The sequence below is a fragment of the Macrococcoides goetzii genome, from assembly GCF_002742385.2.
Taxonomy (GTDB): domain Bacteria; phylum Bacillota; class Bacilli; order Staphylococcales; family Staphylococcaceae; genus Macrococcoides; species Macrococcoides goetzii.
This window is the reverse complement of sequence record NZ_MJBI02000002.1, coordinates 97,513-112,665: the sequence shown is the minus strand read 5'-3', so window position 1 is coordinate 112,665 and position 15,153 is coordinate 97,513. Positions and strand designations below refer to the sequence as shown.

Sequence of the window (15,153 nt, the reverse complement as noted above, 5' to 3'; positions counted from 1 at the left end):
TATCTTTTATATCTTATATTCTATATTTTATCTTTCTGTTTCAATTATTACTATTTACTTCTTACTGTATCGATATGGCGCACTTGTGATTCGATATATTCACGTTGTCCTTCTAAGAATGGAGGCAATGATAATTTCTCACCTAATGTTTCATAAGGTTCATCACCCATAAATCCAGGACCGTCAGTTGCGATTTCAAATAGAATCGGCATAGCAAGTCTAGCATAAAGTGATTTAAAGAAGAATCGATCAACATAACCAGAGTTTGGTAAGTTAAATGAATCTAATCGTTCAATCCATGCTCTAAGTGTTTCTTCATCTGGTACACGGAAAGCTACGTGATGCACTGTTCCGAAACCTTGATAAGCTGTTTGACTTGTAGTGTCATCTACAATAATTACCGATGCACCATTACCGCCTTCTCCGGTTTCAAATAAGTGATAATTACCTTCTGATTGAGTTTCTTTAAATAAATATACCGCTTCAAATGCTGATTTAAATGCCGTAAATTGATTTACTGTAATAAACACTGGTCCTAATCCGTAAATACCGAATTCTTCAGGTACCGGCCCATTTTTCCATGCGACACCAGGTGCTACACCATTATCATGCTCATCAGAGATAATTTGATATAACTGACCATCGAAATCTTCAAAAGGTAAAATCTTTTTACCGAACATTTCCTGAATACCATCATGTTTTACATTAAATGATTCAAAGCGATCTAAGAAATATTCTACCGCTTTATCATTCGGTACTCTAAATGAAGTTCTAGCAATTTCATTTGTACCGTGTTGTCCTTTTGAAATACCTTTGAAATCAAAGAATGTCATATCAGTTCCGGCATTACCTTCGTCATCTGCAAAGAATAAATGGTACGTATTAATATCGTCCTGGTTTACTGTTTTCTTTACTAATCTTAAACCTAAAATATCATTGAAAAAGTCATAGATTTTCTCGGCGCTACTTGTAATTGCTGTTACATGGTGGATTCCTGTTAATTGATTCATTTCGTTCATTTGATTCACTCCTGTTCTGATTTGTAATTATATCTTCTTTAATATTTCATACTGTTTTCTTTACATAAGATATAATTATTATACTTGGTACATTTAATATACTACCAATCCAAAAAATTTGCAACACTTTATGCTCACAGTACATAATAAGTAATATCAAACATACAGATAGGAATGGTTCTATGACAATTATCCACCACGTTTCCATCGTTAACCGCAATGCACGAAAGTCTTTTGAGTTCTATAGAGAAGTACTTGGTCTGGATTTACTTATGAAGACTGTCAATCAAGATGACAATAATATGTATCACTTATTCTTCGGTGATAAGACCGGACGTCCAGGTACCGAAGTGACGATCTTCGAAATTACTGAAGGCGTTGACAAGCAGTTTGGAACAAATGATATTGAACGTTTAATGTTCAAAGTTCAATCTAAAAGTTCGCTTGAATTTTTTATGAAGCGATTCGATAATTTTGATATTTGTCATTATGGCTTAGAGCAATATGCTGGTCGTGACATATTAAGATTTGAAGGTCCTGATAATACGAATCTTGGTTTAGCCGTGATGCACTCAGAAGAGGATATCACTGACTATGTTGTTCCAGAACATACAGAAATCCCAGAAGAACATCGTATTATTGCCCTTGATTCTGTCCATCTACGTACACGTTATGACCAGGCTACAATCAAGGAAATTAAACACTATTTCGATTTTGAAACAATAGAGACAATCGACTTCTTTGATTCAAAGAATAAAGTAACCATCATGAGCAATCATAAGAAAAAGGACCGCCATGAGTTACACATTATTCATGATGACGTATCTCGTGATAGTATCTCTGGTATCGGTTCAATTCACCATCTAGCTTTATCATCTGAAGATATCGAAGCGTTACAGGTGTTAGAAAACAGTTTAGAACAGAGAAATATCATGAACTCTCACATTAAAAATCGTGAGTTCTTCCAATCTATCTATTATAGAGATCCAAACAACATATTATTCGAAGTCGCTACGATGGATGGAACAAAACCACCTCAACCGAATAAAGAAAGTTTAGATTTTGATACTATTCCTCTTGTATTACCGGAATATCTGGAATCTAAGCGTACAACAATAGAAACAAACTTATCATAAATAATGCCGAAGCGATTCCGCTTCGGCATTTTCTATTGCACCTGATACGCTACTTCTACCTGATCTTCAACAAACGAGTGTCGAATACTGTCTTCAAAAGGATTACTTAACGGATTTCCTACATACATTTGAACTGTATCTTTACCTACCTTCATCGTATCTTTTTTCGGTTGCATGCCGTCATATGTCTTAATGTTAACGTCACCCAGTACTAATCGATATTGATTTCCTTCCGGCACTGCAAATGCAAACCCCGAATATGTTGATTTATCTTTGTGATAAGATACTTGAATCACATAGAACTGTGTCTTCCATGCTTTATTTGGTGTATAAATAGCAGAAACAACATCATCTGTCTTTATAATATTTTTCACCATTGCCTTCTGCGCATCTTCTGCCGAATCATATAATCCTTTCTCAACTGAAGTAATATGTTCTGTCTTCACTTCCTGTTTATCTTGTTCATCATGCGGCATCTTCAGCCAAACGATACCCATAAATAAAAGTATTGCTAACACAGACACAGGAAGTAATAACTTTTGTTCGTTACGCATACTTACACCTCACTCTACACTTTTATCTTATCTACATTGTATAATACACGAGTATTTTTGTAAGCGTTATCAATTATAAATTATTTGTTTTCTAAATTATCTATATGCTTAAGTTGTTTTGTAAGTTCTTCCGCATTAATTGTTTCATCAATAGTCGTTTTTGAGTCTACTACGTGTTTATCGTGCAGCGTTAATGTACGCGTCTTAATCATTTCACTAAAATATGCATCATGACTGACAAAGAGCACTGTTCCTTTATATTGTTTAAGCAGATTACCGATAATGTCCTGCATTTCAATATCGAAATAATTTGTCGGCTCGTCGAGCACAAGTAGATGTGCTTTTGAGAAATAGAGTTTTACAAATGATAGCCTACACTGCTCTCCCATAGACAAATTTTGAACGAGATCATCCATACGTGATGCATCAAATCTGAATGCTGCTAGTATCGTGCGTGCCTGAGTTACGTCAATTTCAAGTGCTGTTATTTCTTCCAGAACGGTATGACTTGATATTAAATTATCAAGTTTCTGAGAAAAATATCCTATTTCAAGTGTGGGTGGCATTCTTATCTCTCCATGTTGTATCGGTATTTCTCCGGTAATCAATTTGAGTAACGTTGATTTTCCTGAACCATTCTTTCCTTTAATTTGAACGATTTCCCCTCGTTCTAATGAAAAAGTAACATGGTTAAATAATGGTTCATCAAATGCATGACTTACATCTATGCATTGCAATACGTATTTATTATTGATTTCACTCGCTTCAATATCATATTCTGTACGCACTGCTTTTTCTACTTTACCTTCAAAGTTTGCCATTTCATGATTCAATCTCGATTCTCGAGCCTTCATCCTTTTTGCCATTTTGGCAAGCTTTTTCTGCTCCCCGAAATCTCGTACACTCGCTTTATGATTCATTTCATGATGCCATTCACGCATTTCCTGAATCATTTGCTTCATACGTTTCTTTTCTTTTTGTTCTTTTTCAACGCGTGCTGCGTTCGTCTTCTCTTCTAGATCAATCTGTGATTTATATTGTTCATATGTCATATGAAACTTCCTTAATCCATCACGTGTTAACTCCAATATATAATCTGCTGTTTGATTAATAAACGCTCTGTCATGACTAGCATATAGAATCGTAAAATCATTGTGTTTCATCCAGTTTACGAGCCAATCTTTCGTTTCATCATCAATATGGTTCGTTGGTTCATCAAAGATAAACTTTGTCTTCCCTGATAGCATCAAACGTATTAAAGATATTTTTGTTTGCTCTCCACCTGACAGCGTTACTACTTTCCTTTCAGCATCACTTTCAGATAAATTAAACTTATGCATCATCGTAATAATCTCAGATTCAAATGTATAACCATCCTGTTCCAGGTAATCACTCATTGCATTCATATCTGTGTCTAAATTTATTTTCAACTGATATAATTCTGGTCGTCCTTGCATTATATACTCGATTACCGTTAATTCAGATACGTCCGACTGTTTAAGTTGTTGTTCCAGCAGTCCAATTTCTTCATCTTGCGCTATCAATGTATTCAGTATTGTCGTCTTGCCGATGCCATTGTTTCCAAGTAAAGCAATATGCTTACCTGCTTCTATTTCAAAGTGTAAATCTTTGAACAATAATTTTTCCCCTGCATAAATCTCTGTTTTATTTAATCTCATAAACTCACCTCATAAAAAAGTATCCCGCACAACGTTTGGGATACACAAAATAAGCCTATGAACGATAGACATACAATAAATAGACAGACTCATCCTGATAATTCAAACGTTGTGCAATTCAATTTGCTCAGTTTTCATTATCGAATGATCATCTCTAAATATTGATGCCTCCTTTTATATTTGATTACAGTTTAACAGGTTTACGCATTTTATACAAAATAAATCCTATTGCAAAACCAATCAATGCAGGCAATACCCACCCCATACCGATGGCAGAGAATGGTAAGAATTTCTCTCCGAAAGTAGCTACACTTTCTCCAAAAGCAGATTTTGAAAGAAATGCAGGACTTGCTTTTATACCGTCAATAATCGCTGCAATCATCGTGACAAAAGTCGTCCATTGATAGACAATTTTTGAATCATTGAAAGAACCACTGATTAAAGTTAACAGTATTAATGTAATCGCAAGTGGATATAAAAACATCAAGACGGGTATCGAATACTCAATAATCTTAGTTAAACCGACGTTTGCCAGTATAAATGAAACAATACTTACTACCGTAGCAAACATGATATAGCTACGTTTCGGGAATAACTCAGAAAATGTTTCAGAGAAAGCTGTTATTAAGCCGATTGCTGTCTTTAAACAAGCTACGATAATAATTAATGACAGTAAAATAATACCGTAATTGCCCAGGTAATACTGCGCGATTTGTGCTAACGCTATACCACCATTCTCACTTACTTTAAACTGACCTAAACTCATTGTACCGAGTAGTGCGAGTAATGTATAAATTACACCCATAAGTAAAATGCTTAAGAAACCTGACTTCACTGTTTCCTTTGCGATATCAGAAGGATTTGTAATACCTAGCTTCTTAATCGTTGTTACGATAATAATACCGAAAGCAAGTGATGCTAAAGCATCTAATGTATTGTATCCATCAATAAATCCTTTAAGTAAAGCATCATCTTTATATTCCGGCTGAATTGGTGCATCTATGCCACCCATCGGTTTTACGAACGCAAGAATAAACAATACACCTAATAATAACAAGAATAAAGGATTTAGAAATTTACCGATATAATCTAATATTTTAGATGGTCTTCTTGCAAAGAACCACGCGATACTAAAGAATAACAGACTAAAAATAAATAAATAAAGACGAACATTTTCTTTAGCAATAAATGGTGTGAATGCTACTTCGAATGGCACTGTTGCAAGACGCGGTAAAGCAAACAATGGACCGATTACTAAATAAAGTGCAATTGTAAATATATACGCATATGTTTTATTCACACGTGAAGCAATATCAAATAAACCATTCGTTTTAGACACACCAATAGCAATAATACCTAAGAAAGGTAATCCAATTGCGGTGATTAAAAAACCAATGTTCGTAATGAAGACATTTGCCCCACTCATCTGTCCTGAATGAATCGGGAAGATTAAGTTACCTGCTCCGAAGAATAAACCGAAAAGCATAGAACCGATAAAGATATTTTCTTTTAATGAAAGTTTCGTTTTTGTATTAATGGGGATCCCTCCAGAGCAATAAAATAATTTTTTGTTCTATTATTAAAAGAATAAATAATATAGTTTTATATTATAGCATTATAAAACAGTGAAATGAATTGAATTTTTAAAATATTTAAAAAAACACGAAGTAATGAACTTCGTGTTTTTAGTACTTACTATACATGTGGTTCCCACTGACAAGGACCTACGTTCATATGAGTAAATTCTGCGACAAATGATGATGCTTCAGGAGAACAAGCATAAATACCAAACTGAATTTCTCCATGCCCTTCATTCAAATGACAAATTCTCATCTGTTTAAAATCTTTACCATCTTCAGAATACTCAATACAGTAATCACTCTCGCGGCGGCTCAGTCTGTACCACATAGACGTTATGTCACTAGTAATATCAAATGATGACCAGTCAGAATAACCATTATTTGTGACAACACTACCTAAACGCTGAAACGTATCATTCTCATATTCAATAGATGCTTTTAACCAATTGTCACTATCTAAATATATCACTACACCACATTGATCAAAACGACGTTTCGTATTAAAATCTGTTCTTACTGTAAACGAGAAATAAGTTTCTGTCGTTGTCATTTGTAATACAGGAGCATTGTCATTTCGGAACCCATAATACGTCCTTTGCCATAAATCTGTATTAGGTTCTGTTTTAATCACAATACTTTCATCTGTAATTTCATAATCTTTAGGTGCTCTTGTCCAATGTAAATCTGTAAATGATGGCATCTTTATTATCTCCTTTATACATCTATAAAGTATCGTACTTATTTTCTACTAGATTATAACATCATCTAAATCATTAACTCACTATCTGCTCTTTCACATAATCTCGATATAATGCGTGTGTTGCAATTAATTCCTGATGCGTGCCAGATCCTGTAATCATACCTTTTTCAACAAAGTAAATATTATCAGCATCAACAATGGTTGATAAACGGTGCGCAATAACGAGTGTAGTGCGTCCTTCCATCAATTGATTTAATGCGCGCTGAACTTGTTCTTCTGATTGTGAATCAAGTGATGCTGTTGCTTCATCCAGCATTAAGATTTGTGGATCACGCAAGAATGCACGTGCAATCGCAATTCTTTGTTTCTGTCCGCCAGATAATTTCACACCACGTTCTCCAATTTCAGTATCTAATTGTTCCGGGAAATCTTTTACGAATGATGCTGCATACGCTAAAGATAATCCATTCCATAACTCATCATCTGATAAATTTCGATCTAATCCATACTGTAAATTTTCTCGAATTGTACCTGCAAACACTGCACTGTCTTGAGATACAAATCCTATTTGACTGCGCCATGAATGCAGTTGTACATCATTAATATTGGTGTTACCAATCTTAATCTCACCGTTACTCGGATGATAGAAACGTTCTAGTAATGAGAAGATAGTAGATTTCCCACCACCACTTGGTCCGACAAACGCCACGACGGTATTTTCTTTCGCTTCAAACGAAACGTTTTTCAAGATTGGACGATCTTCTTCGTATTGGAAAGAAACGTTGTTAAACATAATTGTTTCACCTGAAACATCTTTTGTCATCCCTTTATCAATTGCTTCTGATGGCATATTCATTAACTGTACAACACGTTCTGTCGCTCCCATTGCTTTTTGTAATTGAGAGAAGAATGTCGCAAAACTTCCAACTGGCATCATTATATTAAATAGATAAAGCAAGAACGCTACGAACTGTCCGCTCGTTAAACTACCATCTTGTACACGTACTGCACCATATCCTAATACCACAACAAATAATCCAATCATCGCAGTCATCATAATCGGTTGTAAGACCGCTTCAATCTTTGCATCTTTAATTCCTAACTTAAATACATTCATAATGAGATTTCTTCCAGATTGTTTCTCATATTGTTCACCATTGCTCGATTTAATTAAACGAATTTCTGATAATTTCTCACTGGCATCTGCATTAAAAGCTGCAGTCGCTGTTTGTAACTGACGACCGATTTTAGACATCATTCTCCCGATTGGTACCATAATCAGCCCGATTACTGGTACGGCTAAGAACATTAATCCTGCCATCTTCCAGTCCATGATGAATAAAATAATCATCGAGCCAATCAACTGAATTCCCCCAGAAATAAAGTTAGGGAAATGTGAGGTCATCAATTCATTAATGACAGTCGTATCATTGACTAATCTTGAACTCGTTTCTCCTGATTTATGATCATCATAATACTTAACCGGCAATGTAAGCAGATGATCCCACAGTTGTTCACGTAATGACTTTACAGTATGTTCACCACTAAAGCGTAATAAATAGCTACCTAATGCTCCAAATCCAAGCTGAGCAACAAATGCCAGAATCAAAGTAAAAAGCAATGACATATTCATCTGAGTTAATCTGCTACCATCAACTAAATTCTTTGTAAGCTGAGGAACTATAAGCGCTGCACCACTCGTTAATAGCGTAAAAAACATACCTATCATAAATACTCTCTTTTTAGGATTCATCTTTGTTACAAACTTAACGAAGTCCTTTGTCTTAAATTTTTTAATTGAGGAACTTTGTTTTTTATTTACTCTATCCATTTTGTCCACCTTATAATGTCTACAATGACATTCCGATTATATAATTAAAAAAATTACTTTATATACATTTTCAATATAGACAATATATGAACGACCTCTTACGTCGCAGTGCCTAATTCTCGTTTTAAATTATTTAATACATTATGCGTAAACTGATTACCATAGATTTCTACTTGACGATCAATGACGGAAGCTTTCATTTCATGTAAATCTGTCAGTTCGTTTGTTCCGGCAATACCATATAGGCTTGAGATAAATTCCAGCATATATGCAATAACTTCAGTATCTGTTGAATGCAATAAATAATTAATCGCTTCGTCGATTAACTGATATGCTTCTTCTCCCGATAATTGTTTAATGATGCTATAAAATTTCGCACTGACTTTATCTTCATCAAAATAACCTTCATCGTTTTTTACAAATACGTCATCCAGCTGTTCTTTTAACATAACCAGACCTCCTCATCATATTTATCTTCATTATATCATCTTAAAATATCTCATCTATATTAAGATATTCATTTAAAATATTCATTTAAGACTACTCTTTTGAATCGCCTCTATCAAACGATTGTTTTCTGCTATCAATTCACTTGCTCTCTCTTCTGTCAATCCTTCAATCGTTGAGAAACATGTTAACAGATGTCTTTCAACTTTCTTTTGTAGCGTACGACCCTCTTCTGTTAACTGCACGATTAACTGACGTTTATCTTTCTCCGGGCGTAATCTCATCACATATCCCTTGTCTTCTAAACGTTTAAGCAGTGGTGTTAATGTATTACTTGCTAGATCCAACTCTTTTCCTAATTCATTTAAAGTTTGACTCGGTTTCTCCCATAAACTGACTAACACTAAGTATTGTGTATAAGTCAGATTAAATGATTTTAATGACGATTTATAAAACTGATTAAACAATCTATTCACATTATAGTATGAAAAGCATAGTTGCTTTGATAAATTATTCCATCGATTATTCATCTTATCCTCCAATCGTTCACGATTTTTTATTTTAATAAGTTTATTATTTGACTTCAAAGATTATAAAGTTTAATATTATTTTTATCAATCGCGCACGATTAATAAATTGAAAAGGAGTCTTTAGAATGGATAAAGTATTATATGAAACAACAGTGATTAGTAAAGGTGGTCGTAACGGTAAGGTGTTTAGTGAAGATAACACTTTCTATTTAGACATCGAATCACCAAAAGCATTAGGCGGTAAAGGAACAACTGAATCAAATCCTGAACAATTATTTGCAGCAGGTTATGCAGCATGCTTTAACAGTGCTTTAACATTACTATTAAAAAAAGCCGGTCATACTGATATCGACCCTGAAGTAAGAGGTACTGCAAAGTTAGTTTCAGATGAATCTGATGGTGGCTTTAAGTTAGCTGCTGAATTAGAAGTACGCATTGAAGGTTTAGATCAAGCAACTGCCGAATCATTCATTGAAAAAGCACACAATTTCTGTCCTTACTCAAAAGCTTTAAAAGAAAGCATTAATATTGAATTATCAGTAACTACTGACTAATAGATGAAAGACGCCTACACTTACGTAGACGTCTTTTTTGTTACTTCACTAAATCTAAAAATGCTTCTGTTGTCATCGTTTGACCCATTACAGGAAATACATTATCAATCGGAAATTGATGTAAATCTGCTCTAGGCGCACTCATCATATCTGTAATAAAGTATTGATTATATCCATACTAATATTCCTTTTTGTTAATCGATTAATACAAGTGCTGTTTTTTTAAAGTCTATCATCTTTTTCCGTTATTATTATTAGATTCGTATTTAAATTATTCCATTAATCTTTCAATAAATATGTAGTGAATTCTATCTGCAAATGTTTTAGGTTGAACGTTTTTTTCAATACAATGGTGTTCAAATACGTTTTTCGAAAATGAATTTAACATAATATCTGTATGGAAATCTGCATCTTTTACAATATTCAATGCTTCAACTAAATTTAATAAAGCAGCTTTAAGTTGCGGATAGAAATGTAAGTCCATCATAACTTTACGCTTACTGCCTTCAGTTTTCATTTCCTCTAACTTCTCCCGATTATCACTTATTAATGTAACAAATGAATGAAGGATTTCCTTCACCTTTTCAGAATCTGATAACTGCGTTTGTTGAATCTGTTTAATCTCTACAAACATCTCCTCTAACGCTTCATCCATTAAAGCTTGGCAAATCTCTGCTTTACTACTAAAATGTCGATATAAAGTGCCCTGTCCAATACCACAATCCGTAGCAATTTGCTTCATCGCCACTTCACTGACACTATTTGCACTAAATAAACGATTTGCTGTTTCCAGTATACGTTTTTTATTATGCATGGCATCACTTCGTTGCTTCATACGTCACCTCCAAAAATCATTTTATTGACAAATATTACTGATGTGATTATTATAAATGAGAATAGTGTCCGTTTACAAGTGGAAGGTTGACGACAATATTTATGCTCATTAATGGTATTATGATTCCAATTTCAGCTTATTTAACGTCTAAATATTCTACAAGATGATTATTCAATATAGTATTAATCTTATTTATGATTGGATCATGGCATTGACTTTACCGAATTCACGAACGAAATAGTAAATACAACAATAAAAACCATAATGAAAAGACATGCCGGCTGGCATGTCTTTTCATATCTATATACAAATAAGTCGTTAATTTTAATAAATTTAATAAATATATTAATTAATTGGAGAACCACCAGTTACACCATACACTTGACCTGTAATAAAGCTTGCATTATCACTCGCAAGTAACACGTATACATCAGCAAGTTCTACAGGTTGACCAGCACGTTGTAACGGTTCTTTCTTACCGAATTCAGGAATTTTCTCTTGCGGTTGACCACCACAAATTTGAAGCGGTGTCCAAACTGGACCAGGTGCTACAGCGTTGACACGGATGCCTTTAGGACCAAGCTGTGCTGCTAATGCTTTCGTCAATGAAATATTACAGCTCTTCGTCATTGCATAGTCTAATAAATGTGGACTTGGTTTAACACCCTGGATAGAACTTGTCAAAATAATACTTGCACCAGGTTGTAAATATTTCAATGCAGCTTGAATTGAGAAGACACCAGAGAACACGTTCACTTCAAAAGTGTCACGTAATTGCGCTTCATCTAAGTTTTCAATATCATATTCATATTGCTGCATACCAGCGTTCAATACTAATATATCTAATCCACCAAGCGCTTCGTGAGCTTTATCTACCATATCTTTAGCAAATTGCTTATCACGAAGATCACCAGGAATTAACACACATTTCTGACCGACTGCTTCGATAACTTGTTTAACCTCTTCAGCATCAGACTGTTCATCTGGATGATAGTTAACTGCAACATCTGCGCCTTCTTTAGCATAACTAATAGCAGCAGCACGACCTATACCAGAATCTCCACCTGTAACTAGTGCTTTCTTACCAACTAACTTCTCAGCACCTTTATAACTCTCTTCACCACAATCAGGAACAGGTGTCATCTTACTTTGAATACCTGGATACGCCTGTGGTTGCTCTTCATATTTTTCGTTAAAATACTTATTTAATGGATTGTTACTCATTTGTAATTCCTCCTTAGAAAATTTAATACTTACTATATACCCGAAAAATAAAGCAATAAAGATTTGCTGGAATTAATGTTTTTATATTGATAGATCCCTATCATTTTGTCTCACTTTATTCAATTCACTCTTGACTATCGCTTCAGCTTAAAAATCTCAGATAACGGATTGTACTTCCCTTCGATCATATCCAGCAGTAGTTTGCTACCAAATGAGGAGTAAACTGTTCCATTGCCACCATATCCGTATAATCCATATACTTCAGCATCTTCTTCTATCTTACCGATAAATGGTTTCCCATCCTTTGTTTCACCAAATCTTGCACCATATGCATACTCTACTGCTAATTCAATGTCCGGATACAGTTTATTAAACGCTTTAATTAATCGTTGACCTTGTTTTTGAATATGTTTTTCATTAGGTATCTTATCTGTCTTCTCATCCAATCCACCAATTAACACTCTATTTCCCGGGACATGTCTTATGTATAAATAGGGCCTTGCAGATTCCCAGATCATCACTTTATCTTTCCAGAAATGATTTTCATCAATCGGTTGCGTCACAACTGCATAACTTGCGACAAATTCTTCACGATGAATATAACGTTTCGTTATTTTATTTTTCGCATATCCTGTTGTCATAATTAGTTTATTAGCCGTAATTACTCTATCATTTAACTGACATAGTAGTTGTTCTTCCTTCTTCTCATATTTCACTAACTCAGTATTTTCAAGAACATCTAAATGGAAGTTACTATGTGCGTATTTCACGACTTCATTCACAAATACATAAGGATTGATTTCTGCATCTTCATGCGTAATAAGTGCATTGTATTTCTTAATTCCATATGTTTCTTCAAGTTGCTCAGGATTAACGTAATCTACCGGGAAATCAAAGTGTTTCAATGCCTCATATTCATCTTTAATGACTTTCTTATCACGTTTAGTAGAAGCGATAAATAGACTGTCACGTTTAATAAAATTTACGCGCGCGTCTAATAATTTCGAAATCGCTTCGATATCCTCCAGACCTTCTTTACTTGCTTTATAAAAGTGATAGGCTTCAAGCGCTCCAAAGTCTTTTACACATTCATGCAACAATTTATCACTCATATATTGCATTAACCCAGTGTTGGCTGCACTACTCGCGCTCCCTATTTCACCTTTATCAATGAGTAATGTATGATGTCCTGCCTGTGCAACTTTAAATGCTGTCAATGCCCCGCTCATTCCACCACCAATAATCACCACATCATAATGCGATTCGGTTTCATCCAGATAGTTTTTCTTTACATAAGTTTCCGGCCAATATAATTTCCCGTTATGCATAACAAACCCCCCGCTTCTTAAATTTAATATTATTTTCATCATACCCATTTCATTTTTGTATAATCTAAAGTTTTAGCGTTGTCTAATTTTATTATTTTTTGTGTTGAATAATAGATAATTTTTTTAAATTCTTTAGAACAAATCACTTGTATTGTAATTTTACATATATTATACTAGTAAAATGTATTTAAATATTTATGCTATTATTACTGTTATAAAATAATATTTTTACTTTACTAATATAATTAAAAGGAGAAAACAAACGTGTTTAAAGACTTTCATGCTTTAAGGAAACACCCTGTCTTATTTCTATCGCTTATTGTTATTTTATTCTTACCAATCATTTATAGTGCCGTATTCATCTACTCTATGTGGGATCCTTACGGTCAAACACAGGATCTTCCCATTGCCATCGTTAACAATGATGAAGGCGCTAAGATTCAAGGCAAAGAAGAGAATCTTGGGAATCGAGTAATCGATAAACTCAAAGAAAATGATGATTTCAAATGGGAATTCATCGATTCAAAAAAAGCTAAAAATGGTATTGAAAAAGGAGATTACTTTGCAGTCATCGAGTTCCCTAAAAACTTTTCAGATGATGCTTCTACAATGCTCAATCCAAATCCTAAACATATGGAAATGCACGTTCAAACAAACCCGGGTTATAGTTATTCGGGACAAAGTATTGGTGATAAGAGTATTCAAGCAGTTAAAGATAATATTTCATTATCTTTGCGTGAACTTTATTTAAAGAAAATATTCGGTTCAATCAAAGATATGCGTGGTCAATCTCAAGAGCTTGCTACTGGTTTAAAAAAGATGGAAAAAGCTGAGCTTGATTTAGCAAATAGTTCTAAACAAGTTGATAGTGGTCTTGCTAAAACACAAGCCGCATTACCACCATTACAAAATGAACAGTTTAATCAATTGATCACAGGTTCGAATCAAATCACCGGTGGATTAAATAAACTCGCTGAAAATACAAATCAAATCACTCAAAATATCGATAAATCATTAAAGCAAACTGACAATTTGTCTTTTAGTAAAGAAAATGCGATGACGATTAGTGATCCAGTCACTACAGTTGAACACAATGTCACAAAGGTAGAAAACTATGGACAAAGTTTCGCACCTTATGTACTAAGTTTAAGTCTATATATAGGGGCCATAGCATTTGTTACAATTTATCCAGTCGATAAACGCGTAGGGGAATCAAAGAGCGCTGTTAACTGGTGGCTAAACAAACTTGGCTTAATGGTTACACACGGCTTGTTACAAGGTTTATTCTTATCTTTATTTACACAGTACGTAATAGATATTGAAATTGCCAATCGTGGATACTTCACACTTACTTTAATCGTTTGGTCTATTGCTGCAGTACTGATCGTATCATTTTTGGTAGCAGCATTCGGCAACATCGGAAAATTCCTGGCGATTATTTTATTAATCTTACAGCTTGGTTCAAGTGAAGGGACTTTCCCGATACAGTTAACTAATAAATTCTTCCAGACATTACACACATATTCACCGATGACTTATGTTATTAAAGCATTAAGAGAATCAATATTCGATTTTGAAGGCAATATTCCGATTAATACAGCTATCACAATTATTGCTATAATTGGAATCGTTGCCGGTTGCTTGCTATACTTCGCTTACTTAAGTCGATTAAATCTTAAAAATATACGCTTAAATACGAGAGATTTAGATTAATAATGAAATAACGCCTCGGTTGC

General features: G+C 34.2%; 14 protein-coding genes and 1 pseudogene. 3 read left to right on the top strand and 12 right to left on the bottom strand.

The annotated features are described in order from the left end of the window. Nucleotides 1–50: 50 nt before the first annotated feature. Nucleotides 51–1,010 carry a ring-cleaving dioxygenase gene (locus BFS35_RS06020; protein ID WP_099579603.1) on the bottom strand — a complete coding sequence of 320 codons (960 nt, stop codon included), beginning with the start codon at nt 1,008–1,010 and terminating at the stop codon, nt 51–53. Between the two features lie 191 nt (nt 1,011–1,201). Here BFS35_RS06020 and BFS35_RS06015 point away from each other — a divergent pair, with 191 nt between their 5' ends. Continuing rightward, nucleotides 1,202–2,155, top strand: coding sequence for a VOC family protein (locus BFS35_RS06015; RefSeq protein ID WP_099579356.1), 954 nt, complete (start codon nt 1,202–1,204; stop codon nt 2,153–2,155). A 32-nt stretch (nt 2,156–2,187) separates the two neighbouring features. Here the strand turns inward: BFS35_RS06015 and BFS35_RS06010 are convergent, their stop codons facing one another. From BFS35_RS06010 to BFS35_RS05980, 7 genes are all read right to left on the bottom strand, one after another. Further along, complete coding sequence (locus BFS35_RS06010) at nt 2,188–2,709, bottom strand: hypothetical protein (RefSeq protein WP_099579358.1); 522 nt, start codon at nt 2,707–2,709, stop codon at nt 2,188–2,190. 80 nt (nt 2,710–2,789) lie between these two features. Next, the gene (abc-f, locus tag BFS35_RS06005; protein ID WP_099579360.1) at nt 2,790–4,388 is read right to left on the bottom strand and encodes a ribosomal protection-like ABC-F family protein; all 1,599 of its coding nucleotides are present in this window, start codon (nt 4,386–4,388) and stop codon (nt 2,790–2,792) included. Between the two features lie 184 nt (nt 4,389–4,572). Then, the gene (gene brnQ, locus BFS35_RS06000) at nt 4,573–5,931 is read right to left on the bottom strand and encodes a branched-chain amino acid transport system II carrier protein (protein ID WP_099579362.1); all 1,359 of its coding nucleotides are present in this window, start codon (nt 5,929–5,931) and stop codon (nt 4,573–4,575) included. Nucleotides 5,932–6,083: 152 nt separating this feature from the next. Further along, nucleotides 6,084–6,668 (bottom strand): DUF1349 domain-containing protein, encoded by a 585-nt coding sequence (locus BFS35_RS05995; protein WP_099579364.1) that lies wholly within the window; start codon nt 6,666–6,668, stop codon nt 6,084–6,086. A gap of 73 nt (nt 6,669–6,741) precedes the next feature. Beyond that, nucleotides 6,742–8,499, bottom strand: a complete 1,758-nt coding sequence (locus BFS35_RS05990; RefSeq protein WP_099579366.1) for an ABC transporter ATP-binding protein — start codon at nt 8,497–8,499, stop codon at nt 6,742–6,744. A gap of 98 nt (nt 8,500–8,597) precedes the next feature. Beyond that, nucleotides 8,598–8,948 carry a hypothetical protein gene (locus tag BFS35_RS05985; RefSeq protein WP_099579368.1) on the bottom strand — a complete coding sequence of 117 codons (351 nt, stop codon included), beginning with the start codon at nt 8,946–8,948 and terminating at the stop codon, nt 8,598–8,600. An 81-nt stretch (nt 8,949–9,029) separates the two neighbouring features. Next, nucleotides 9,030–9,476 (bottom strand): MarR family winged helix-turn-helix transcriptional regulator, encoded by a 447-nt coding sequence (locus tag BFS35_RS05980; protein WP_099579372.1) that lies wholly within the window; start codon nt 9,474–9,476, stop codon nt 9,030–9,032. A 125-nt stretch (nt 9,477–9,601) separates the two neighbouring features. On the opposite strand from BFS35_RS05980, the gene BFS35_RS05975 reads away from it, so the two are divergent. Next, nucleotides 9,602–10,030: an organic hydroperoxide resistance protein gene (locus tag BFS35_RS05975; protein ID WP_099579374.1), complete on the top strand. Its 429-nt coding sequence runs from the start codon at nt 9,602–9,604 to the stop codon at nt 10,028–10,030. A gap of 40 nt (nt 10,031–10,070) precedes the next feature. Here the strand turns inward: BFS35_RS05975 and BFS35_RS14225 are convergent. The 4 genes and pseudogenes from BFS35_RS14225 to BFS35_RS05955 all read right to left on the bottom strand — a co-directional run. After that, a pseudogene (locus BFS35_RS14225) lies at nt 10,071–10,202 on the bottom strand (isochorismatase family protein); the annotation flags it as partial. Between the two features lie 99 nt (nt 10,203–10,301). After that, nucleotides 10,302–10,865, bottom strand: coding sequence for a TetR/AcrR family transcriptional regulator (locus BFS35_RS05965; RefSeq protein WP_099579376.1), 564 nt, complete (start codon nt 10,863–10,865; stop codon nt 10,302–10,304). Nucleotides 10,866–11,210: 345 nt separating this feature from the next. Then, nucleotides 11,211–12,089, bottom strand: coding sequence for an SDR family oxidoreductase (locus BFS35_RS05960; protein WP_099579378.1), 879 nt, complete (start codon nt 12,087–12,089; stop codon nt 11,211–11,213). Nucleotides 12,090–12,223: 134 nt separating this feature from the next. Further along, nucleotides 12,224–13,417 (bottom strand): NAD(P)/FAD-dependent oxidoreductase, encoded by a 1,194-nt coding sequence (locus BFS35_RS05955; RefSeq protein ID WP_158554266.1) that lies wholly within the window; start codon nt 13,415–13,417, stop codon nt 12,224–12,226. Nucleotides 13,418–13,681: 264 nt separating this feature from the next. Between BFS35_RS05955 and BFS35_RS05950 the strand changes: the two genes are divergently transcribed. After that, entirely contained in the window at nt 13,682–15,130 is a 1,449-nt protein-coding gene (locus tag BFS35_RS05950) for a YhgE/Pip family protein (RefSeq protein ID WP_099579382.1), read from the top strand. The last annotated feature ends 23 nt before the right edge of the window (nt 15,131–15,153 follow it).

Coding starts and splice junctions, on each gene's coding strand:
- BFS35_RS05955 (WP_158554266.1), bottom strand. CDS start 13,417: ATGCATAACGGGAAATTATATTGGCCGGAAACTTATGTAAAGAAAAAC.
- BFS35_RS05965 (WP_099579376.1), bottom strand. CDS start 10,865: ATGAAGCAACGAAGTGATGCCATGCATAATAAAAAACGTATACTGGAA.
- BFS35_RS05995 (WP_099579364.1), bottom strand. CDS start 6,668: ATGCCATCATTTACAGATTTACATTGGACAAGAGCACCTAAAGATTAT.
- BFS35_RS05980 (WP_099579372.1), bottom strand. CDS start 9,476: ATGAATAATCGATGGAATAATTTATCAAAGCAACTATGCTTTTCATAC.
- BFS35_RS05975 (WP_099579374.1), top strand. CDS start 9,602: ATGGATAAAGTATTATATGAAACAACAGTGATTAGTAAAGGTGGTCGT.
- BFS35_RS05985 (WP_099579368.1), bottom strand. CDS start 8,948: ATGTTAAAAGAACAGCTGGATGACGTATTTGTAAAAAACGATGAAGGT.
- BFS35_RS06020 (WP_099579603.1), bottom strand. CDS start 1,010: ATGAATCAATTAACAGGAATCCACCATGTAACAGCAATTACAAGTAGC.
- BFS35_RS05990 (WP_099579366.1), bottom strand. CDS start 8,499: ATGGATAGAGTAAATAAAAAACAAAGTTCCTCAATTAAAAAATTTAAG.
- abc-f (WP_099579360.1), bottom strand. CDS start 4,388: ATGAGATTAAATAAAACAGAGATTTATGCAGGGGAAAAATTATTGTTC.
- BFS35_RS05960 (WP_099579378.1), bottom strand. CDS start 12,089: ATGAGTAACAATCCATTAAATAAGTATTTTAACGAAAAATATGAAGAG.
- BFS35_RS06010 (WP_099579358.1), bottom strand. CDS start 2,709: ATGCGTAACGAACAAAAGTTATTACTTCCTGTGTCTGTGTTAGCAATA.
- BFS35_RS06015 (WP_099579356.1), top strand. CDS start 1,202: ATGACAATTATCCACCACGTTTCCATCGTTAACCGCAATGCACGAAAG.